The 19,697-nt window shown below is 64.8% G+C and carries 20 protein-coding genes and 1 other RNA gene; 14 read left to right on the top strand and 7 right to left on the bottom strand.

The genetic code is table 11. The features are described from left to right. Window positions 1–264 precede the first annotated feature (264 nt). The 6 genes from BM171_RS13825 (at window position 265) to murD (ending at window position 7,386) form a co-directional block, all read left to right on the top strand. Complete coding sequence (locus BM171_RS13825; RefSeq protein ID WP_093013532.1) at window positions 265–1,875, top strand: L,D-transpeptidase family protein; 1,611 nt, start codon at window positions 265–267, stop codon at window positions 1,873–1,875. A gap of 27 nt (window positions 1,876–1,902) precedes the next feature. Next, window positions 1,903–2,997 carry a UDP-3-O-(3-hydroxymyristoyl)glucosamine N-acyltransferase gene (lpxD, locus tag BM171_RS13820; protein WP_093013529.1) on the top strand — a complete coding sequence of 365 codons (1,095 nt, stop codon included), beginning with the start codon at window positions 1,903–1,905 and terminating at the stop codon, window positions 2,995–2,997. A 36-nt stretch (window positions 2,998–3,033) separates the two neighbouring features. Continuing rightward, entirely contained in the window at window positions 3,034–3,294 is a 261-nt protein-coding gene (locus BM171_RS13815) for an acyl carrier protein (protein ID WP_093013526.1), read from the top strand. Continuing rightward, window positions 3,291–4,499, top strand: a complete 1,209-nt coding sequence (locus tag BM171_RS13810) for a beta-ketoacyl-[acyl-carrier-protein] synthase family protein (RefSeq protein WP_093013524.1) — start codon at window positions 3,291–3,293, stop codon at window positions 4,497–4,499. Before BM171_RS13815 ends, BM171_RS13810 begins: the two co-directional genes overlap by 4 nt. A gap of 199 nt (window positions 4,500–4,698) precedes the next feature. Next, complete coding sequence (locus BM171_RS13805; RefSeq protein ID WP_093013521.1) at window positions 4,699–5,919, top strand: Coenzyme F420 hydrogenase/dehydrogenase, beta subunit C-terminal domain; 1,221 nt, start codon at window positions 4,699–4,701, stop codon at window positions 5,917–5,919. 63 nt (window positions 5,920–5,982) lie between these two features. Next, the gene (gene murD / locus BM171_RS13800) at window positions 5,983–7,386 is read left to right on the top strand and encodes a UDP-N-acetylmuramoyl-L-alanine--D-glutamate ligase (RefSeq protein WP_093013518.1); all 1,404 of its coding nucleotides are present in this window, start codon (window positions 5,983–5,985) and stop codon (window positions 7,384–7,386) included. Here the strand turns inward: murD and BM171_RS13795 are convergent. Both BM171_RS13795 and BM171_RS13790 read right to left on the bottom strand, forming a co-directional pair. Next, a complete protein-coding gene (locus tag BM171_RS13795; RefSeq protein ID WP_093013726.1) occupies window positions 7,359–8,045 on the bottom strand; it encodes a hypothetical protein in 687 nt (228 codons plus the stop codon). The genes murD and BM171_RS13795 overlap by 28 nt on opposite strands. A gap of 66 nt (window positions 8,046–8,111) precedes the next feature. After that, complete coding sequence (locus BM171_RS13790) at window positions 8,112–9,299, bottom strand: BaiN/RdsA family NAD(P)/FAD-dependent oxidoreductase (protein WP_093013515.1); 1,188 nt, start codon at window positions 9,297–9,299, stop codon at window positions 8,112–8,114. A 130-nt stretch (window positions 9,300–9,429) separates the two neighbouring features. On the opposite strand from BM171_RS13790, the gene BM171_RS13785 reads away from it, so the two are divergent. From BM171_RS13785 to BM171_RS13770, 4 genes are all read left to right on the top strand, one after another. Next, on the top strand, window positions 9,430–10,167 hold the full coding sequence (locus BM171_RS13785; protein WP_093013512.1) for an alpha/beta fold hydrolase: 738 nt from the start codon (window positions 9,430–9,432) through the stop codon (window positions 10,165–10,167). 52 nt (window positions 10,168–10,219) lie between these two features. Then, window positions 10,220–10,625: RNase P RNA component class A (gene rnpB / locus BM171_RS13780), an RNA gene on the top strand. A 112-nt stretch (window positions 10,626–10,737) separates the two neighbouring features. After that, on the top strand, window positions 10,738–10,905 hold the full coding sequence (gene rpmG / locus BM171_RS13775; protein ID WP_010441901.1) for a 50S ribosomal protein L33: 168 nt from the start codon (window positions 10,738–10,740) through the stop codon (window positions 10,903–10,905). Window positions 10,906–11,018: 113 nt separating this feature from the next. After that, complete coding sequence (locus tag BM171_RS13770; protein ID WP_093013510.1) at window positions 11,019–11,528, top strand: GNAT family N-acetyltransferase; 510 nt, start codon at window positions 11,019–11,021, stop codon at window positions 11,526–11,528. Window positions 11,529–11,600: 72 nt separating this feature from the next. On the opposite strand, the gene BM171_RS13765 is transcribed toward BM171_RS13770, so the two are convergent. The 4 genes from BM171_RS13765 to BM171_RS13750 all read right to left on the bottom strand — a co-directional run bounded on the left by BM171_RS13765 (window position 11,601) and on the right by BM171_RS13750 (window position 15,088). Continuing rightward, window positions 11,601–12,344, bottom strand: coding sequence for a Bax inhibitor-1/YccA family protein (locus BM171_RS13765; RefSeq protein WP_093013507.1), 744 nt, complete (start codon window positions 12,342–12,344; stop codon window positions 11,601–11,603). A gap of 143 nt (window positions 12,345–12,487) precedes the next feature. After that, complete coding sequence (locus BM171_RS13760) at window positions 12,488–13,216, bottom strand: sulfotransferase-like domain-containing protein (RefSeq protein ID WP_093013504.1); 729 nt, start codon at window positions 13,214–13,216, stop codon at window positions 12,488–12,490. After that, the gene (locus BM171_RS13755) at window positions 13,213–14,112 is read right to left on the bottom strand and encodes a D-amino acid aminotransferase (RefSeq protein WP_093013501.1); all 900 of its coding nucleotides are present in this window, start codon (window positions 14,110–14,112) and stop codon (window positions 13,213–13,215) included. The genes BM171_RS13760 and BM171_RS13755 overlap by 4 nt, the downstream gene beginning before the upstream one ends. 4 nt (window positions 14,113–14,116) lie before the next feature. Then, entirely contained in the window at window positions 14,117–15,088 is a 972-nt protein-coding gene (locus BM171_RS13750; RefSeq protein WP_093013497.1) for an NADPH:quinone oxidoreductase family protein, read from the bottom strand. A 276-nt stretch (window positions 15,089–15,364) separates the two neighbouring features. On the opposite strand from BM171_RS13750, the gene BM171_RS13745 reads away from it, so the two are divergent. The 4 genes from BM171_RS13745 (at window position 15,365) to BM171_RS13730 (ending at window position 18,387) form a co-directional block, all read left to right on the top strand. Beyond that, window positions 15,365–15,751: a helix-turn-helix domain-containing protein gene (locus BM171_RS13745; protein ID WP_093013494.1), complete on the top strand. Its 387-nt coding sequence runs from the start codon at window positions 15,365–15,367 to the stop codon at window positions 15,749–15,751. 100 nt (window positions 15,752–15,851) lie between these two features. Beyond that, complete coding sequence (hisN, locus tag BM171_RS13740) at window positions 15,852–16,637, top strand: histidinol-phosphatase (RefSeq protein ID WP_093013723.1); 786 nt, start codon at window positions 15,852–15,854, stop codon at window positions 16,635–16,637. Beyond that, a complete protein-coding gene (locus tag BM171_RS13735) occupies window positions 16,634–17,974 on the top strand; it encodes an 8-oxoguanine deaminase (RefSeq protein WP_093013491.1) in 1,341 nt (446 codons plus the stop codon). The genes hisN and BM171_RS13735 overlap by 4 nt, the downstream gene beginning before the upstream one ends. Next, the gene (locus BM171_RS13730) at window positions 17,971–18,387 is read left to right on the top strand and encodes a CAP domain-containing protein (RefSeq protein ID WP_093013488.1); all 417 of its coding nucleotides are present in this window, start codon (window positions 17,971–17,973) and stop codon (window positions 18,385–18,387) included. Before BM171_RS13735 ends, BM171_RS13730 begins: the two co-directional genes overlap by 4 nt. 4 nt (window positions 18,388–18,391) lie before the next feature. Here the strand turns inward: BM171_RS13730 and guaD are convergent, their stop codons facing one another. Then, window positions 18,392–19,681: a guanine deaminase gene (guaD, locus tag BM171_RS13725; protein WP_093013485.1), complete on the bottom strand. Its 1,290-nt coding sequence runs from the start codon at window positions 19,679–19,681 to the stop codon at window positions 18,392–18,394. Window positions 19,682–19,697 lie beyond the last annotated feature (16 nt).

Genomic DNA, 19,697 nt, shown 5'->3' with positions numbered 1-19,697 from the left:
CCCCAGATGTCCTAAGATTTATTGCACAGGGTTCCTTGTGTCGGAAGGCCGGAGTCCGAATTCGTTCCAATCGACAACGGGATTCGGCGAAAAATTGCTCAAAGTCGCCTCCCGTTGCTCATTTGCATCGGTCGTTGCGGCGCGGTGACGGCATCGCAATTGTTACGGAAACTTTCGGGCTCGTGGAGGATTGTGAATAGACATCAACGGGTTTGCGGCATCAACTGTCGCAGTCCGAACCGAGTTCTGTCCGAGGATCGCCCCATGTTTTTCCCTGCCCGCGGCCGTCATCTTCTCGCCTGCGCCGCCCTTGTCGCCGCGATGGGCGCCGGACTTCCCGGACCTGCAAGCGCCCAAGTCACCGCGTTCAAGCAGGCGGTGGCCGAGGAAGTCGCCGAGCGGGATGGTCTCAATGCCTTCTACCGCAACCGCGATTTCGCCCCGGTCTGGACCGGCGCGGACGAGGTGCATCGTCATCGCCGCGCGATGCTTATCGACGCGATGCGAAACGTCTCCTCGCACGGAATTCCGGCCGCGCGCCATGATGCCGATGAACTGTTTGCCATGTTGCGGGCTGCCGATACGCCGCGCGAGCGGGGCGAGGCGGATGTCGCGATGTCGATGGCCTACCTGCGCCTCGCCAACGATTTGCAGAGCGGCATTCTCGATCCGCGCCGCGTGGTCAGCGGGATCAAGCGCGATCCGGCCACGCGCAGCCCCGAAGAGCTTCTCGCGCGGCTCGAAGCGGAAGATCCGCGCACGCTCTTCCGGTCACTGGCTCCGCAAAGCCCCGAATACGTGCGCTTGATGGCGGCACGCGTGAAGCTCGAAGAGCAGCGCGCGCGCGGCGGCTGGGGCGCGCCTGTGCGCGCGTCCAAGCTCGAGCCCGGCATGAGCGGGCAGGCCGTCGTCGATCTGCGGAACCGCCTCGTGGCGATGGGATATCTGGGGCATACCTCGACCGCGATCTACGATGCGGCGATGGAAAAGGCCGTGCGCGACGTGCAGTCCGATCTCGGCCAGACCATCGACGGGATCGCCGGCCCGGAGACGCTCGATGCGATCAACAAGGGCGTCGATGACCGCCTGAAATCGGTCATCGTCGCGATGGAGCGCGAGCGCTGGATCAACATGCCCGGTGGGCTCGGCGAGCGTCACATCAAGGTGAACCTCACCGATTACCACGCACGGATCTATGACAACGACAAGCTCACCTTCGAGACCCGCGCGGTGATCGGATCGCAGGATTCGGACCGGCAGACGCCCGAGTTCTCGGACGTGATGGAGCACATGGAGATCAATCCGAGCTGGTATGTCCCGCGCTCGATCGTCGTGAACGAATACCTGCCGATGCTGCGCCGCAACCCGTACGCGGTCAGCCATCTCGAGATCACGGATCGCAATGGGCGGCAGGTGAACCGCGGCCGGGGCTTTTCGCAATACAGCGCGTCGTCCTTCCCGTTCTCCATGCGCCAGCCACCGGGCCCGAAGAATGCGCTGGGCTCGGTGAAGTTCATGTTCCCGAACCGCTACAACATCTATCTTCACGACACACCTTCGCAGAACCTCTTCTCGCGGACCGTGCGGACCTTTTCGCATGGCTGCGTCCGGCTCGACGACCCGCATGAATTTGCCCATGCGCTTCTGGCGGTGCAGGAAGACGATCCGGTCGGCTTCTTCGAAGCACGCCTGCGGACCGGTTCGACCCAGCGTGTCGTCCTTGAAAAGCAGGTGCCGGTTCATCTGATCTACCGCACGGCCTTCACCGACGCGAAGGGCCGCACGCAATTCCGTGACGACGTCTACGGGCGCGATGCGGCGATCTGGCGGGCGCTCGAGGCGGCAGGGGTTTCGCTGGGCGGTCTTCGCAGCTAAACCTCCGGGCAAGTTTCCGGAGGATCCATGCCCGATTTTACCCTAGCAGAAATCGCCGCCTCCCTTGGTCTGACGGCCGCGGGCGACGGCGACATCCGGATCGCGGGCGTTGCGGAGCCCGAGACATGCCCGGCCGATCACCTCGCGCTGGCGATGAAGCCGGAATATGCCGAGGCGCTCACACGCGGGGACGCGCGCGCCGCGATGATGTGGGACGGCGCGGACTGGCAGAGCTACGGTCTGGACGGGGCGATCCTCGCCAAGCGTCCGCGTTTCGCATTGTCTGGCCTTTCTGCGACGATGGATCCCGGGCAGGGCTACTCGACCGGCATTCACCCGATGAGCGACGTGCATCCCGAGGCGGAACTCGCGCCCGATGTGACGGTCGCCGCTTTCAGCGTGATCGGCCGCGGGGCGAAGATCGGGGCAGGGTCCGTGATCGGCCCGCAGGTGCATATCGGCGCTGACACTGAGATCGGTCCGGGCGCGCTGATCCATGCCGGTGCCCGCATTGGCGCGCGCTGCACGATCGGTGCGCATTTCATCTGCCAGCCCAACGCGGTGATCGGCGGCGACGGCTTCTCCTTCGTCACGCCCGAGCCGTCGACGGCAGAGAAGGCGCGCGCGGCGCTCGGCGAAAGCGGAGAGGCGACAGGTCAGCCCTGGGCGCGGATCCATTCGCTGGGCGGCGTCACGATCGGCGACGATGTGGAGGTCGGGGCGAACAGCACCATCGACCGGGGCACCGTGCGCGACACGCGGATCGGGACCGGCACGAAGATCGACAGCCTCGTTCAGATCGGCCACAATTGCATCATCGGCGAGCATTCCCTTCTGTGCGGCATGGTGGGGATCGGCGGCTCGACCGAGATCGGCTCCTTCGTCGTGCTCGGTGGACAGACGGGCGTCAGCGACAATATCCGCATCGGTGACAATGTTGTCTGTGGCGGTGCCACGGTTGTCTTGTCCTCGATCCCGGCGGGGCGCGTGATGCTGGGCTATCCGGCGACCAAGATGGACAGCCAGATCGAGATCTTCAAAGCCATGCGCCGGCTGCCGCGGCTCGTGCGCGATGTCGCAGAACTCCGAAAGACGGTTTCAAAGGACCGAAAGACCGACTAAATCGCCGATCAGCAAACCGGGACCGGGACTGTGCAGATGGACGTGAAGACACGGGTAATCGAGATCCTTGCCGAACAGGCAGTGCTAGACCCTTCGGATGTGCGCGAGGATATGACGCTCGAGGAGCTCGGGATCGACTCCATGGGGCTCGTTGAATCGATCTTCGCCATCGAGGAGACCTTCGACATCTCGGTGCCCTTCAACGCCAACGAACCCGGCGAGAGCGAGTTCGACATCTCGTCGGTTGCCAAGATCATCGAGGGCGTGAAGCACCTGCGCGAGCAGCAAGCCTCGTGAAACGCGTCGTCATCACCGGGGCGGGCACGATCAACGCGCTTGGGCGCGATGTGCCGGCGACCCTCGAGGCGATGCGGGAGGCCCGCTCGGGTATCGTCCCGCTCATCATGCGGGACCGCGAGCGTCTGGCGGTACAGATCGGCGGGCAGGTGCAGGGCTATGAGCCCGAAGAGCGGTTCAATCGTCAGCAGATCGCGCTTTATGATCGCTATACTCAGTTCACGCTTCTGGCGGCCGAGGAGGCCATCGCGCAATCGGGCCTCAAGTTCGATGGCGAGCTTGCCTCGCGGGCAGGGGTCGTTCTCGGCACGTCCGGCGGCGGTCTGACCACGCAGGACGAGAATTACCGGGCCGTCTACGAAGAGGGCAAGAACCGGGTGCATCCCTTCGTCGTGCCGAAGCTGATGAACAATGCCGCCTGCTCCCATGTCTCGATGCAGTACAATATCAAGGGACCGAGCTTTACCGTCGCCTCGGCCTGCGCGTCGTCCAACCACGCGATGGGCCAGGCGTTCTGGTTCGTTAGGTCAGGCATGGCGCCGGTCATGGTCACGGGCGGCTCGGAATCGATGTTGTGCTTCGGCGGTATCAAGGCCTGGGAAGGGCTGCGGGTGATGTCGAAGGACGGCTGCCGCCCGTTCTCGGCCAATCGCAACGGCATGGTGCAGGGCGAAGGCGCGGGGATCTTCGTCTTCGAAGAGTACGAGCACGCTCGTGCGCGGGGCGCGGAGATCCTGGCCGAGGTCGTCGGGGCGGCGATGTCCGCCGATGCCGCCGATATCGTGATGCCCTCGAAGCAAGGTGCGGCGCGGGCGATCAAGGGCGCGCTGTCGGATGGCCGGGTCAATCCCGCCGAGATCGGCTATATCAACGCCCATGGCACCGGAACGGCTGCCAACGACAAGACCGAATGCGCGGCGGTCGCCGATGTCTTCGGGCCGCATGCGGACGATCTGATGATCTCGTCGACCAAGTCGATGCACGGACATGCCATCGGCGGGACCGGCGCGATCGAGCTTCTCGCCTGCATCATGGCGCTGCGCGACGGCGTGATCGCCCCCACGATCAATTATGAAGAGCCGGATCCTGAATGCGCGCTCGATGTCGTCCCGAACGAGGCGCGCGAGGCCAAGGTGACGGCCGCGCTCTCGAACGCCTTCGCCTTTGGCGGGCTGAACGCAGTGCTGGCGCTTCGGGCCGTGTGAAGATGCGGAGCGGGCGGCGGGGCCGCCCGCGCCTCTCTGGCGGGCTGATCGTGCCGATCACCCCGCGGGCGAGGGGGCTTTCTGCCCCCTCGCGCTCCCCCGCCGGTATTTGGGCCAACCCAAAGAGGAAAGAGGGCGTGGGTTTCGAGTGCTGCGCGTCTCGGCTAGGGTTCGGGCTGTGAGCGGGTTCGGAGGGGTCATGCCGCGAGATCTGACAGGGTTGACGAGGCCGGAGATCGGCGGTGCCGCGCGGCCCGGTCTCTGTACCGATTGCGGGATCAGCCGCATCGGGGATGGCCGCGCCTGCGGACGGGCCTGCCAGTTCATTCAGCCTGATTATCCCGCTCTCGAGGCCGAGGTGCATGGCCGCGCGGCGCAGGGCGAGGGCGACGAGGCCTTCTTCGGCGTGACGCAGGCGATGTGGCGCGCTCGGCTCGACCCGCCTGCCGAGGGCGCGCAATGGACCGGCATCGCCTCGGGCCTGGGCGCGGCCCTCCTTCGGGACGGCGCGGTCGACGCGGTGATTTGCGTGGCGCCCGATCACGAGGACCGCTGGAAGCCTGTCCCCGTCATCGTGACCGATCCCGAGGACATGGCACGGTGCCGGGGCATGCGGATGGGCTATGCGCCGCTCCTCGCGGCGCTCAAGCCCGCGCGCGAGGCCGGGCATCGGCGGGTCGCGGTCATCGGCATTCCCTGCCAGGTCTACGCCTTGCGCGCGCTTGAGGCGGAGTTCGGCTTCGACGAGATCAGCGTCATCGGCACGCCCTGTTCGGACAATACGACGACCGAGAATTTCCACGCGTTTCTCGAGCGGCTCGATCCCTACCCGGAGACGATCAGCTACCTCGAATTCCGTGCCGATTACCGGGTCGAGCTGCGCTTCGATGACGGGCGTCCTGCGCGCACCATCCCGTTCCTGAAGCTGCCGCTCTCGGATCTGCCGGCGGATTTCTTCCCGATGACCTGCAAGACCTGCGTCGATTACACGAACCGGCTGGCGGACGTGACCGTGGGCTACATGGGCGGTGACGGCCAGCAATGGCTGATCGTGCGAAACGCGCGCGGAGCCGCGCTCCTCGAGCGGTTAGGCGACAGGCTGGTGCGAAACGCGCCTTCGTCGAAGGGTAAGCGCCACGCTGCGGTCGAAGGGTTTCGGCAGAATACCGAAGCTGCGGCGGGCGGTCTGCCGCTTCGGCGCATGCCGGGTTGGCTGAGACCCATCGTGGCCTTCCTGCAGCCGCGGATCGGGCCGCGCGGGCTCGAGTTTGCCCGTGCCCGCGTGGACATGAAGGCGATCGAGACGATCCTTCATCTGCGCCGCGCCCATCCCGCGAAGATCAAGAACATGGTGCCGGATCACGTCTGGCGGCTGGCGGCAAGCTACGGGATCGAGCCTCGGGACGGCGAGCGGCGCTGACCCTTTCCTGGCGGCGTTCTATGGCGTAGCGATTGTGCGGATCAGGCGGGGTGAGGGCAGCAGATGATTCCGGTAACCGACATGGCTGGCCAGAAGGTCGGCATTCTGGGCCTCGGGCGTTCGGGTCTTTCGGCCGCGCGCGCGCTGCAGGCTGGCGGCGCCGAGCCCGTGCTTTGGGATGACAACCCCGACGCGCGTGCCCGCGCCGAGGCCGAAGGCTTCGTCGTGGAGCAGCTGGGCTCGGCCCGAGCGATGCAGGAGATCGCGCTTCTCGTCGTCTCGCCGGGCATCCCGCATCTCTATCCCGAGCCCAATCCCGTAATCGCGGCGGCCTGGGAGGCGGGCGTGCCCGTCGATAACGATATCGGGCTGTTTTTCCGTGCGCTGGGCCACGGCGAATGGGCCGCTTTCGACAGCCCGCCGAAGGTCGTGGCGGTGACGGGCTCGAACGGGAAATCGACGACCTCGGCACTGATCCATCACATCCTCGAGGAAGCCGGAAAGCCCGTGGAGCTTGCGGGCAATATCGGCCGCGGAGTGCTCGATCTCGATCCGCCCGAGGACGGCGCGGTGATCGTGCTCGAGCTGTCGTCCTACCAGAGCGAACTTGCCCGTGCGCTGACGCCGGATATCGCGGTTTTCACGAACCTGACGGCGGATCATCTGGATCGGCATGGCGGTCTCGGGGGCTATTTCGCGGCCAAGCGCCGGCTGTTCGCCGAAGGCGGGCCGGACAGGGCGGTGATCGGCGTCGACGAGCCCGAGGGGCGCTTTCTCGCCAACCAGATTGCGACCGCGCCTGGCGATGACCGGCTGATCCGCATCTCTTCGGGCACGAAATTATCGGGGCCGGGCTGGCAGGTCTTCGCGAAAAAGGGGTTCCTGACCGAATGGCGCAAGGGAAAGCAGATTGGCTCCATCGACCTGCGCGAGGTGGCTGGGCTGCCGGGCGCGCATAACCATCAGAACGCTTGCGCGGCCTATGCCGCGACACGCGCCTTGGGGCTCGGTCCGCGGCAGATCGAGGCGGCCATGAAGACCTTCGAGGGGCTGCCGCATCGCAGCCAGATCGTCGCGCGCGAGGGCGGGGTGACATTTGTCAACGACAGCAAGGCGACGAATGTCGATTCTGCTCTGAAGGCGCTCTTGGCCTTTGATCGGATCCGCTGGGTCTGCGGCGGGTTGATGAAGGAAGGGGGCCTTTCGGCATTGGAGCCCGGGCTCGCGCATGTGTCTAAGGCTTACGTGATCGGACGTGAAGCCGCGCAATTCGCGCTGGGTCTCACGGGTACCGAGGTCGAGATCTGCACCGATATGGCGCGTGCCGTCGAGAAGGCCGCGGCGGATGCGGAGCCCGGCGAGACCGTTCTTCTTGCACCTGCGGCGGCGAGCTTCGATCAATACGACAATTTCGAAAAGCGGGGCGAGGATTTCGCGGCTCAGGTCGCCCGCGTGCTCGGGCGCTGACGCAGCCGGTCGAGATGTCCGGCGGCCAATGCCTCGGGATGCACCGCGCCAAGCTGGGCGGGCACGCTCTTCAACTGCAGAAGTCGCGCGATGGCGAAGCGATGCGCGGCGCCGCCAGAGCGCATGAGCGTGCCGTCCCGCGCGATGTGGACGAGAATGCCCCCATGTTCGCGGCGGTAGCGGTCAGGCGTCTCTGAGCGCGGTTTCAGCCCCTCGCGCTTGGCATATTGCCAGAGCTTGTCTAGCCGGGCGTAGCGGGCATCGAGGTCGGTGCGGGAGGTGAGCCCATCGGGTCTCTTGCCTTCGGCGATTTCGCGCAGGAGCCGCGCATAGATCGGGGTTTCCGACCAGGGCACCCCCTCGATGAAGTGCAGACGGCAGGATTGGGCCTTGTCGCTTTCCTTGATCGGGCTGCGGTCGAGATCCCAGTCACCGGCGACGACCTGTCCCGAATTGTGCCGGCGCAGCGACAGGCGCTTGCCGCCGGTATAGGCATGGTTCACCTGCATCGGATCGATCCAGATGCATTCGTCGCTTTGCGGCGCGCCCGCACCGAAGCGCAGCCGGTTCCAGGCGTCGCGCAGGGTTTTCTGCGGCACCTGCGCCTCGATCGCGCGGGAGAGGTCGTGAAACCAGGATTGGTGAGCCAAATCTGCCATGACGACAGATTTGTAACGTGCGGGTGACAAAATCAAGCGCATCGGACTGCGCTCGTCGCAAAGGCGTTACCGTTTCGTCATCTCTGCGATGGCTTGTCCCGCGGCCCAGCCCGAGGACCAGGCCCATTGGAAATTGTACCCGCCGAGCCATCCCGTGACGTCGGTGGCCTCCCCTATGACGTAGAGGCCAGGACGTCGCGCCGATTCCATCGTCTTTGACGAAATCGCATCCGTCGCGACGCCGCCCAGCGTCACTTCGGCCGTGCGATAGCCCTCCGAGCCGCCGGGCGTGACGGCCCAGGCTTTGAGCGCATCGCTCAGCGCTGCGATCCGGGCATCGGAGAGATTCCCTAGGCGCTCTACCAGGCCAAGATCCGGGGCGAGATGCTCGACAAGCCGCTGCGGCATGTGCCGCGCAAGCTCCGTTGCGATCTGCTTCTTGCCATCGCTCCTGCGTTTCTCGGACAGGATCGCGGCGATGTCGGTCTCGGGCAAGAGATCCAGCGTGACCGCATCTCCTTCGCGCCAATAGCTCGAGATCTGAAGGATCGACGGTCCTGAAAGCCCGCGATGTGTGAAGAGCAGTGCCTCGTCGAACGAAGTGTCATTGCAGCTCGCGCGCGCCTGCGTCGCGACACCCGAGAGCGGCTTGAACCGGCCACCCGGAAAGGTAAGCGGGACGAGGGCGGGTCGCGTTTCGGTGATCTCGTGGCCGAACTGGCGGGCGATGTCATAGGCGAGGCCGGTCGCACCCATCTTGGGGATGGATTTGCCGCCCGTGGCAAGCACCAGGTTCTGGGCGCGGCACGTGATCTGCCGGCCCTCGCGCAAGAGCGTCACGACGAAACGCCCATCCACATGATCGACGCTTTTGACCTCGGTTGAGAGCCAGAGCTGTGCGCCAGCCCGCTCCATGTCGGCGCGGAGCATCGCGATGATCTCTTTCGCGCTGCCATCGCAAAAGAGCTGTCCGAGCGTCTTCTCGTGCCAGGCGATCCCGGCCTCCGAGACGCGCGCGATGAAGTCCCATTGCGTGTAGCGCGACAGGGCCGATTTGTGAAAATGCGGGTTTCTGCCGAGAAATCGCTCGAAGCGGATGTCGAGATTGGTGAAATTGCAGCGCCCGCCACCGGAGATGCGGATCTTCTCGCCCGGGGCTTTGGCATGGTCGACGACAAGCGTGCCGGGCCCGGCATGGGCCGCGCACATCATGCCGGCCGCACCGGCTCCGAGGATCAGGGTTCTTGTCTCCATGTCGCGCGGAAAGCACGGAGGGCGGGTTTTCGCAAGTCCGCCTCTCACGGTGCCTTTTCGGCACGGCAGGGTTTGCTAGGCTTTGGATAGAAGCGCCAGCATAGGCGCGCGAGAGCAGGTTCGGTTCCAGGTGAACGTCACGGTTCGCAGCACATCGCCCGTCGAGGCGCTTGTCTTCATTCCGGATCACGGGATGACGTCACGGCTTTTTGCAGCGCAGATCGACGCCCTGTCGCTGGAACGGCCCGTCACGGTGGCTTTGCCGATCGGCGGTGAGCGGATCGAGGAGATCGCAACGCGGCTTCTGCCGCATCTTCCGCAGCGCATGGCGTTGATCGGGCAGGGGCTTGGCGGGGCGCTGGCGCTCGAGCTTCAGCGGCGCGCGCCCGACAGGGTCTCGCGGCTCGGGCTGATCGCGACCTCGCCCTTTTCCGAAACACCGCCCGAGGCGGCCGAGCGCGAGACACGGATGATCGCGCTGCGCGCCCGCCGCGTGGCCGAGTGGCTGTCGCAGGAATACCCGCCCGGCGCGATTGCCGCACCGCAGGCCCGCTCGGCGCTCCGGTCGGAGCTTCTCGCCCAGGCCGAGGCGCTCGGTCCCGAGACGATCCTGGCGCAAGCGCGCGCACTTCAACGCAGGCGCGATCTGCAAGGCAATCTCCGACGCTGCCTTGCGCCCATCGCGATCATCGCAGGCGCTGCAGACCCGCTTTGCTCGACACGGCGTCTGAACGTGATGGAAACGCTGGCCCCCGCGGCAAAGCTGCATCTCGTCGAGGGAGCGGGCCATTTTCCGACACTGGAAGCGCCCGAGACGATGCTGGCGCTGTTCCGCAGCCTTCTCGCCCAGCCTCTCGTTCTGCGCTGACGCGCCGGGGCCATTGACCCCGGCGGCGCCGCCCCCTATCGCAAGCACTCGCGCGGAGGGCCGGACGGTCGCTCCGGTCGGGGAAACCTGGCCGGGGAGGAAAGTCCGGACTCCCCGAAGCAACGGTGCCGGGTAACGCCCGGGCAGGGCAACCTGACGGAAAGCGCCACAGAGAACAGACCACCGCCGGTTCGCCGGCGGCCAGGGTGAAACGGTGGGGTAAGAGCCCACCGGGGCGGTGGCAACACGGCCCGCATGGCAAGCCCCACCGGGAGCAATGCCGCATAGGGACCCCGCGCGGGCTGATCCTTTCGGGGATATCGCCGCAGGGCCGCTTCGGCCCGAGGGGTCCGGGTTGGCAGCAGGAGCCGGATCGCGAGGTCCGGCCAAGATGAATGATCGTCTGGGGCGGGTCCGCCCGCCCGACACAGAATCCGGCTTACAGGCCCTCCGCGCGAGATTTTGGGGCCCGGCCCGGTTGACTTGTCCGCCCGGCTGCGTAATAGGCGGGCCTCAAAGATTTTCACGGGAGCGCCATACCCCGCGCGCCCGTCCGAAGGAGACGACACGATGGCGAAGCCGACGACGATCAAGATCCGCCTGAACTCGACGGCGGGCACGGGCCACTTCTACGTGACCAAGAAGAACGCCCGCACGATGACCGAGAAGATGACGATCCGGAAGTATGACCCGGTCGCGCGCAAGCATGTCGAGTACAAGGAAGGCAAGATCAAGTAATCTGCCTGAATTTTGGAAGTTTGGAACGCCGCGCCTTCGGGACGCGGCGTTTTTCATGATCGGGTCACGGTTCGCTCCCTATCCTTGGGCTCCAGTGAACCGGAATTTTAGTTATGACGTTGCTCGAATCAGTTTCGATCCGGCGGGCGCAGGGCTCTGATTTCCCGGCGGTCGACCGCTTGTTCTCAACCTCCTACCCGATCCTATTGCGCGAAGCCTATGACGAGGAAACCTGTGTGAAGGCGCTGCCGATCATCGGGCGGGCGCAGCCGGACCTCGTGCGGTCGGGATCCTTTTTCCTCGTTCTGCGCGGTGCGCTTCTCGTGGGTGCGGGCGGCTGGACGCTCGAGGCGCCGGGCACCGGGGACATTTCGCCCGAGACGGGCCATGTTCGGCATGTGGTCACCCATCATCGCCACCAGCGGCATGGCGTCGGTCGGCGGCTGCTCGATTACATCATGCTGCATGCGCAGGGGCAGGGCGTCCGGCGTCTGTGCTGCTATTCCACGCTCAACGCGGTGCCGTTCTACGCGGCGATGGGGTTCACGGCGGAGCGTGACGTGACGCTGCCGCTCGCGGGCTCCGTGCCTTTCCCGGCTGTCCGGATGAGCGCGACGCTTTGATTCCAACTCACTCACGAAGAAAAAAAGGCCGCCCCGAGGGGCGGCCTTCCTGTGTCCAGGCTGGCGCTAGAATTATTCGCGCTGGCCGAAGAGCTGCAGCAGGAACATGAACATGTTGATGAAGTCGAGATAGAGACGCAGTGCGCCCATGATCGCCGACTTGCCGAGCCACTCGCTGTCGCCGTGGCGGGCATGTTCAATGTACTCGTTCTTGATCGACTGCGTGTCATACGCGGTCAGGCCCGCGAAGATCAGCACACCCAGCACCGACACCGCGAAGTAGATCGCGGGGCTTTGCAGGAAGATGTTGACCAGCGAGGCCACGACGAGCCCGATCACACCCATCATCAGGAAGGTGCCCCAACCCGACAGATCTTTCTTCGTGGTGTAGCCCCAGAGCGAGAGGCCCGCGAAGGAGATCGAGGTGATCAGGAACACCTGCGCGATGGAAATGCCGGTGAAGGCAACGAAGATCCAGCTAAGCGACAGGCCCATGATCGCCGCGAAGGCGTAGAAGAAGGTCTGTGCGCCTGCAGCGGACAGGCGATTGATGGCTGCGCCAAAGGCGAAGACCATGATCAGCGGTGCGAACATCACGATCCAGCCGAGGATGTTCGGCTGCAGAGTCTCGGGATCGCGGAAGATACCGAGAAGCTCGGGGCTGGAGCCGACGGCCCATGCCACGAGGAACGTGAGGAACATGCCTACGGACATCGTGCCGTAGACCTTGTTCATATGAGCGCGCAGGCCCTCATCGATCTGAGCCGAACGCGCACCGGCTGCGGCGCCGGTCCGAACGGTTCTGTAGTCAGCCATTAATCCCTCCGAATTGAATGATAATCCGGCAGGATCCGCCGGAGTTCTGCTCAAATATCGGCACTCTCCAGGCGCTTTTCAAGAATTTCCGGAGGCGCTTGACGGAAACAATCTGACATCTTTGCGAGCAGATCACGCGGCGGTCACGACGGCCGGGTCAGCGCATGCGCGCGGAGGCGCTCGTAATACGGCATCGCAGCCTCCGCCGTGCGCGCGAAATCGCCCTGCAGATGCGGAAGCGGCCCCTCCTGTCCCGCGAAGCCGCTCGATCGGTGAACGGCGTGGTACCAGACGGGCGCCCAGACTCCATCATAAGGCTTGGGACCGGTGGGCCAGCCGAGCATCGATTGCATAAATACGATATTCAGGCGGTCGCAGAGCAAGCGCAGGACGGCTTCAGGATTCTTCCTTATGTCGTTGGAATCGATGACAATGGGTATGTTTTTGCTCGTTTCTGAGAGTCGGTCGAACAGCTCGGCTTGTTGTACAAAGCCAATATCCGACAATTCCGCGGCCTCATACTTCGAGGCAAAGCTCGCCATGACGCGCGCGGGATGACGGATCAGGAAGACGTTGGTCACATCCTCGATCCAGTCACGTGGCATGTCCGCGATCATGTGCTGACACATATGTTTTTGATAGAACAAAGGCTTGTCGCTCGAAGTTGGAGCGACGCAGGCTGCCGCGACCTGCGCGGGATCGGTTTCTCCCGCGGCGATGATCTCGTCGCGCATGGGATGGGCGAGGCCGGTGCGCGCAAGGTAGGCCGCGTAGAACGGCTCGTCCCAAACCGCGCAATCGCCGCGTGCTGCGAAGGCGTACATCAGCGCTGTCGAGAGATTGCGCGGTCCCGACCACATCGCGATATTCATGCGCCGACCATGTCCTTGTAGGCGGCGCGGATACGCTCCGTCACAGGGCCGATTTCTCCCGTTCCGATCTTGCGTCCATCGATCTCGCTTACCGGTGTCTGCGCCCCGAAGGAGCCCGTCAGGAAGGCCTCGTCCGCAGAATAAGCCTCTACCAGGGAATAGTTTTTCTCTAGGACCGGGATGCCTTCCCTTCGGCAGATCTCGATCACCGCGGCGCGGGTGATCCCGTTCATGCAGTAATCGCCCGTCGAGGTCCAAACCTCGCCCCGCCGCACGATGAAGAAGTTGCAGGCATTCGTCGTGTTCACGAAGCCATGGATATCGAGCATCAGCGCCTCGTCCGCGCCGGCCTTCTCGGCCGCAATACATGCAAGGATGCAGTTGAGCTTCGAATGAGTGTTGAGCTTGGGATCCTGGCTCATCGGCAGGCCGCGGATATGCGGCACCGTGGCAAGCCGGATCGGACGGGGCAGAGCGGGGCGCGAATGCTCCATCACGATCACGAAGGTCGGGCCGCGCGTCGAGAGGGCGGGATGCTGGAAGGGGCGCGCCTTCACGCCGCGCGTGACCATGAGCCTTGCATGAGCATCGGTCTGCATCCCGTTGGCGTCCCGCGTCTTTTCAAGACGTGCGATCACTTCGTCGCGGCTCAGCCCGATATCGAGGTCGATGGCTTTCGCCGCCTCGAACAGTCGATCCATGTGCCTGTCGAGAAACGCCCAGCGCCCGTTGTAGAGGCGCATTCCCTCCCATACGCCGTCGCCGAGCATGAAGCCGGAATCGAAGACGGAGACCTTCGCGTCGGCTCGGGGCACCAGCCCATCATCGACCCAGATCAGCACGTTCTCGTTGCGCGCATCCTCTTCGGCCTGGTGTGTGAACGTGTCCGCCGGCATCGGATTATGCGCTTTCGGCGACCTGGATCACCACCTTGCCGGTCGATTTGCGGAGCCGCAAAAGTTCAAGCCCCTCCTCGGCGCGATCGAGCGACAGCAGGTGGCTGACATGTGGTTTGAGCTTGCCTTCGGCATACCAGCCGAAGAGCGTGCGGAGGCTCTCCGTGACCACCTCGGGGCGGAACGCAAGGTAGCCGCCCCAGTAAACCCCTAGAACTGCAAGGTTTTTCACGAGAAGATGGTTCGCCTTGATCTCCGGGATATCGCCGGATGCGAACCCGATTGGCAAGAGCCGCGCTTCGGGGTTGCAGGCGCGGAAGGCCGCCTTGAATTGATCTCCGCCGACCGGATCGTAGACCACGTCCGCGCCGCCCGCCGCTTTGACCTCTGCGCGCAGGTCTGCGGTTTCCGCGTCGATCAGAATGTCCGCACCAGCGGCTTCCGCAACGGCCAGTTTGTCGGCGCCCCGTGCCGAGGCGATGACCCTGGCGCCCATGAGCTTGCCGATCTCGACCGCCGTCAGCCCGACGCCGCCCGCGGCTCCGAGCACGAGAAGCGTCTCGCCCGGCTGCATCCTCGCGCGATGGTCGAGCGCGAGATGGCTTGTGCCATAGGCAATGAGGAAGGCGGCCGCATCGGCCGAGGGCATCGCATCCGGCAGCACAACCGCGCGGCGAGCATCGAAAACACCGTATTCCGCGAGGCCGCCATGACCGCCGAAGACCGCGACCCTGTCACCTTTCTTGAAGCCCGACACGCCGGCACCGAGTGAATCAACCGTGCCGGCAACCTCCATGCCGAGGGTGAAGGGCAGGGGCGGAGTATCCTGGTATTGTCCCGTCACCATCAACAAATCGGCGAAATTCAGCCCACAGGTTTCAACCCTGACACGAATTTCGCCGTCGGCTGGTTCGGGCGTCTCGATATCTTTCAGGATCGGCGCAGTTTTGTGGTCTTCGACAACGAGAGCTTTCATATTTGCTTTCCTTTACGGGCCTTAGCTTCGGTGATGGGGGCCGTGCCGGAATCCGTCAACAGATGACGCGACGACGTGCGTTTATGTCTCACGCAGCAATGAAATTGCAACTTTTGAAGCTTCAAATGAGTCCCCAGGTGATCTCATCTTGTTTCGGGACGGGAATTCGCTGTACATATTGCTCGCTGCGAATGTGCAAGTGTTGTGGGTTTAAAGGCCGTCTGGACCGCATCATAAGTGGTCAGGTCGGGGGTTCGAACAGCAAAAGGCAAGGTTATGACGCATCCTGTCGACGTCCATGTAGGTAAGCGGATACGCCATCGGCGTTGGCTCGTCGGCATGACGCAGCAGCAATTGGCCGAGAAGGTCGGGATCAAGTTCCAGCAGATCCAGAAATACGAGACAGGGGCAAATCGTGTCTCGGCCTCGCGTTTGTGGGATATTGCCGACGCGCTCAGCACTCCGGTGAGTTTCTTTTTCGAGGGTATGGACGGCGAAGACAGCCTCGAGGTGCCCTCGGACGCGCAGATCGCGAATTCCGTGCCGCGGGACATCCTGGGCGACAAGGAAGCGCTGGACCTGATCCGCTCCTACTACTCCATCCCCGAGCATCAGCGTCGCCGCTTGTTCGAACTGGCCCGTGTGCTTTCCGACGTGGCCTGACCCGGCCCAAACGACCAGGGGTTGATCGCGGGCGCTGAAAGGCGCAACGCTCCTTCGAGCAAGAGGAGCGGGGGATCACGTGCGCGACACGAATATCGACATGACCGAAATCGCGGCCGTCGCCGCTGAGTTGGCCGACGCGGCGCGCGCGGTGATTCTGCCGCATTTCCGTTCGGCCACCCTGGCTGCCGAGAACAAGCAAGACGGTGGCTTCGACCCCGTCACCGAAGCGGACCGCGCGGCCGAGCGCGCGATGCGGGACATTCTGGCAACGCGCAGACCTCAGGACGGCATTCTAGGTGAGGAATACGGGGCCAGCACCGGATCGAGCGGTCTGACCTGGGTGCTGGACCCGATCGACGGGACCCGTGCCTTCATCTGCGGCACACCGACATGGGGCGTGCTGATCGCGCTCTCGGACGCGGGCGGTGTGCGCTTCGGCATGATCGACCAACCCTTTACTGGCGAGAGATTCTCGGGCGGCACCGGTGGTGCGACCTGGATCGGCCGGGAGGGCGAGACGCGGACACTGGCGACGAGCGGTATCAAGGCGCTTTCGGATGCGCGGCTCATGACAACCTTCCCCGAGGTTGGGACCCTCGCGGAAGGGCGCGCCTTCGCGAAAGTGGCCTCGCAAGCCAAGCTGACGCGGTACGGAATGGATTGCTACGCCTATGCGCTTCTCGCCGCGGGGCATGTGGACCTCGTAATCGAAGCCGGGCTCAACCCCTACGACATCCAGGGACCGATCGGGGTCATCGAAGCCGCCGGCGGGGTCGTCACCGATTGGAACGGCGGGGCGGCGCATCACGGCGGGCGCGCCATCGCCGCCGCAACGCCGGAGCTGCATGCAGAGGCGCTGGCCCTCTTGCGAGACGTTGCATGAGCGAGACGCTGATCCGGAACGCGGCACATGTACTTACGATGGATGACGGCGCATGCGAATACGCGGACACCGACATCCTCGTTCGGGATGGCGTCATAGCGGAGATCGGATCGAACCTAGCGACCGGTGGCGAGATCGTCGAGGCGCGGGGCTGCCTCGTGACGCCCGGCCTCGTGAACACGCATCATCATCTCTACCAGACCCTCACGCGCGCGGTGCCGGGCGGGCAGGACGCGCTACTCTTTGGTTGGCTCAAGACACTTTATCCGATCTGGGCGCGGTTCGGCCCGGCAGAAATGCGGGTCTCGGCGTTGACCGGGTTGGCCGAACTGGCACTGTCTGGCTGTACGCTGACCTCGGATCACCTCTATCTTTTCCCGAACGGCGCGCGTCTCGATGACACGATCGACGCGGCTCGGGAGATCGGGCTGCGCTTTCACCCGACGCGCGGGGCCATGTCCATCGGGGAGAGCGCGGGCGGTCTGCCGCCCGACGGTCTCGTGGAGGAAGAGCGGGCGATCCTTGACGATTGCATCCGCGTGATCGACGCCTTTCACGACCCCAAGCAGGGCGCGATGGTGCGCGTCGGGGTCGCGCCGTGCTCTCCATTCTCTGTGAGCCGAGAGCTCATGCGCGACGCCGCCATTCTCGCGCGGGACAAGGGCGTGATGCTGCACACGCATCTCGCCGAGAACGACGAGGACATCGCCTATTCGCTCTCGCAATTCGGCTGTCGGCCCGGTCAATATGCCGAAGATCTCGGCTGGACCGGCGCGGATGTGTGGCACGCCCATTGCGTGAAGCTCGATGGCCAAGAGATTGACCTTTTTTCCAAAACCGGGACGGGCGTGGCGCATTGCCCATGTTCGAACTGCCGCCTCGGATCGGGCATCGCGCCTGTCCGCGCCATGCGGGATGCGGGTGTGAAGGTTGGGCTCGGCGTTGATGGATCGGCGTCGAACGATGCCGGCAGTCTGGTCGCGGAAGCCCGGCAAGCGATGCTTCTCCAGCGCGTCGCGCAAGGCGCGGATGCGATGAGCGCGCGCGAGGCGCTGAGGATCGCAACGCGCGGCGGCGCGGAGGTGCTCGGGCGGGACGATTGCGGCCAGATCGCGCCGGGCTACCGCGCCGATCTCGCCATCTGGGATGTATCTGGCATCGAAAGCGCGGGCAGCTGGGATCCTGCTGCGCTCTTGTTGGCAGGGCCGACCCGCGTGAGGGATCTTTTCGTCGAAGGCCGCCAGATCGTCCGCGATGGTGAGATCGCAACGCTCGATCTGCCAGTTGTCATCGAAGAGCAGACTCGCATGGCCCGCGCCTTGGCGGACGCCTCATGATCCGTTTGCTCGTGATCCTGCTGGTCGCGGCGACGCCCGCACTGGCCGATCCCGGCGTGGAGGCGCTTTCGGCGTTCCGGGTCCAGAACGGTCTGCCGGCGGTCAGGCATTCCGAGAAGTTGGACGCGATGGCCCGCGCGCATGCGCTGGACCTGTCGCGCACGGGGCGGTTCTCGCACCAGGGCTCGGACGGATCGGATATCGGCAGCCGCGCGCGGGGTGTCGGTTACGGCTATTGCCGTCTGGCCGAGAATATCGCCAAGGGTCAGCGCAGTCTCGCCGAGGTGATGCGGAGCTGGGCCAATTCGCCCGGCCATCGCCGCAACATGACGCTGCGCGACGTGACCGAGGCCGCGCTGGTGCGGACAAGCGACGATGTCTGGGTCATGGTGCTTGGCCGGCCGGGCTGTTGAAGCCTCAGATGCGACGCTCGCCCGCCACCCAGACCGAGCGCACCGCGCGGTCGTCACCCATCATGATCGTCGCGAAGACCTCGTCCCATACGGTCTCGGCCTGACGGGTCCGCTGCGCGATGGCCTCCGTGGAGGCAAGGTCGAGCACGCAGATATCCGCCTCCGCTCCGGGCGCGAGCGTGCCGATCCGCCCCTTGGCATGGAGCGCCTCGGCAGATCCTTCCGTTGCGAGCCAGAGAAGCTCGGAGGCATGAAGCGCCCGGCCGCGCAGTTGACCGATCTCGTAGGCTGCGGCCATCGTGCGCAGCATCGAGAAGGACGAGCCGCCGCCGGTATCCGTGGCCAGCCCGAACGGGATGCCGCGCGCGGTCAGCCCGCCCATGTCGAAAAGGCCGGAGCCTATGAAGGTATTCGAGGTCGGACAATGCACGAGCGCCGCGCCGGTCTCTGCGATCCGGTCGATCTCGCGGGGCGTCAGGTGGATCGCATGGCCGAAGAGGGCGCGCTCTCCAAGAAGGCCGACCGCTTCATAGGTGTCGAGATAGTCGCGTGCATCGGGAAACAGCGAGGCGACCCAGTCCACCTCATCGATCTGTTCCGAAAGATGCGTCTGCATCAGGCAATCGGGATGCGCCGTCCAGAGCGCGCCCAGTGCTTCAAGCTGGTCCTGCGACGAGGTGGGTGAGAACCGCGGCGTGATGACATAGGAGGCGCGCCCGCGTCCGTGCCAGCGCTCGATCAGCGCGCGGCTTTCGTCATAGGCACGGATCGCCGTATCGCAGAGCGCGTCGGGCGCATTGCGGTCCATGCAGGTCTTGCCCGCGTAGACGCGCATCTCGCGCCTCTCGGCTGCCTCGAAGAAGGCATCGACGCTGGCGGGATGCGAGGTGCAGAAGCTCGCTACTGTCGTCGTGCCGTGTTTCACCACGAGATCGAGATACTCGCCCGCGACAGCGGCGGCATAGGCCGGATCCTCGAGGCGCATCTCTTCGGGGAAGGTGTAGGTATTCAGCCAGTCTATCAGGCGTTTGCCCCAGCTCGCGATGATCCGCGTCTGCGGGAAATGGACATGCGCGTCGACGAAGCCCGGGCAGATGAGATCGCGGCCATAGGCCGTCTCCGTCACGTCGGGCGCGGCCTGGCGCAGCATGTCCGCGGGCCCCGTCACGGCGATCTGGTTCTCGGCGATGAGAACGCCCCAATCCTCCTCGATTCGCGCGACATCGCGCCCGTCACGCAGAGGCGCGCCGTCCCAGACCAGCACGCGCCCGGTAAGAAGATGATCTGCCTGCATTGCCGCCTTGACGCCC

Source organism: Roseivivax halotolerans (genome assembly GCF_900115815.1).
GTDB classification, from domain to species: domain Bacteria; phylum Pseudomonadota; class Alphaproteobacteria; order Rhodobacterales; family Rhodobacteraceae; genus Roseivivax; species Roseivivax halotolerans.
The sequence above is the reverse complement of the archived record's forward strand: the minus strand, read 5'-3'. Positions and strand labels throughout refer to the sequence as shown.

Excerpts from the sequence above, each read along its gene's own strand:
- rpmG (WP_010441901.1), top strand. The coding sequence starts at position 10,738 with ATGGCGAAGCCGACGACGATCAAGATCCGCCTGAACTCGACGGCGGGC.
- guaD (WP_093013485.1), bottom strand. The coding sequence starts at position 19,681 with ATGCAGGCAGATCATCTTCTTACCGGGCGCGTGCTGGTCTGGGACGGC.
- BM171_RS13745 (WP_093013494.1), top strand. The coding sequence starts at position 15,365 with ATGACGCATCCTGTCGACGTCCATGTAGGTAAGCGGATACGCCATCGG.
- BM171_RS13765 (WP_093013507.1), bottom strand. The coding sequence starts at position 12,344 with ATGGCTGACTACAGAACCGTTCGGACCGGCGCCGCAGCCGGTGCGCGT.
- BM171_RS13730 (WP_093013488.1), top strand. The coding sequence starts at position 17,971 with ATGATCCGTTTGCTCGTGATCCTGCTGGTCGCGGCGACGCCCGCACTG.
- BM171_RS13825 (WP_093013532.1), top strand. The coding sequence starts at position 265 with ATGTTTTTCCCTGCCCGCGGCCGTCATCTTCTCGCCTGCGCCGCCCTT.
- BM171_RS13735 (WP_093013491.1), top strand. The coding sequence starts at position 16,634 with ATGAGCGAGACGCTGATCCGGAACGCGGCACATGTACTTACGATGGAT.
- BM171_RS13815 (WP_093013526.1), top strand. The coding sequence starts at position 3,034 with ATGGACGTGAAGACACGGGTAATCGAGATCCTTGCCGAACAGGCAGTG.
- hisN (WP_093013723.1), top strand. The coding sequence starts at position 15,852 with ATGACCGAAATCGCGGCCGTCGCCGCTGAGTTGGCCGACGCGGCGCGC.
- lpxD (WP_093013529.1), top strand. The coding sequence starts at position 1,903 with ATGCCCGATTTTACCCTAGCAGAAATCGCCGCCTCCCTTGGTCTGACG.
- BM171_RS13760 (WP_093013504.1), bottom strand. The coding sequence starts at position 13,216 with ATGAATATCGCGATGTGGTCGGGACCGCGCAATCTCTCGACAGCGCTG.
- BM171_RS13770 (WP_093013510.1), top strand. The coding sequence starts at position 11,019 with ATGACGTTGCTCGAATCAGTTTCGATCCGGCGGGCGCAGGGCTCTGAT.
- murD (WP_093013518.1), top strand. The coding sequence starts at position 5,983 with ATGATTCCGGTAACCGACATGGCTGGCCAGAAGGTCGGCATTCTGGGC.
- BM171_RS13755 (WP_093013501.1), bottom strand. The coding sequence starts at position 14,112 with ATGCCGGCGGACACGTTCACACACCAGGCCGAAGAGGATGCGCGCAAC.
- BM171_RS13790 (WP_093013515.1), bottom strand. The coding sequence starts at position 9,299 with ATGGAGACAAGAACCCTGATCCTCGGAGCCGGTGCGGCCGGCATGATG.
- BM171_RS13805 (WP_093013521.1), top strand. The coding sequence starts at position 4,699 with ATGCCGCGAGATCTGACAGGGTTGACGAGGCCGGAGATCGGCGGTGCC.
- BM171_RS13750 (WP_093013497.1), bottom strand. The coding sequence starts at position 15,088 with ATGAAAGCTCTCGTTGTCGAAGACCACAAAACTGCGCCGATCCTGAAA.
- BM171_RS13795 (WP_093013726.1), bottom strand. The coding sequence starts at position 8,045 with ATGGCAGATTTGGCTCACCAATCCTGGTTTCACGACCTCTCCCGCGCG.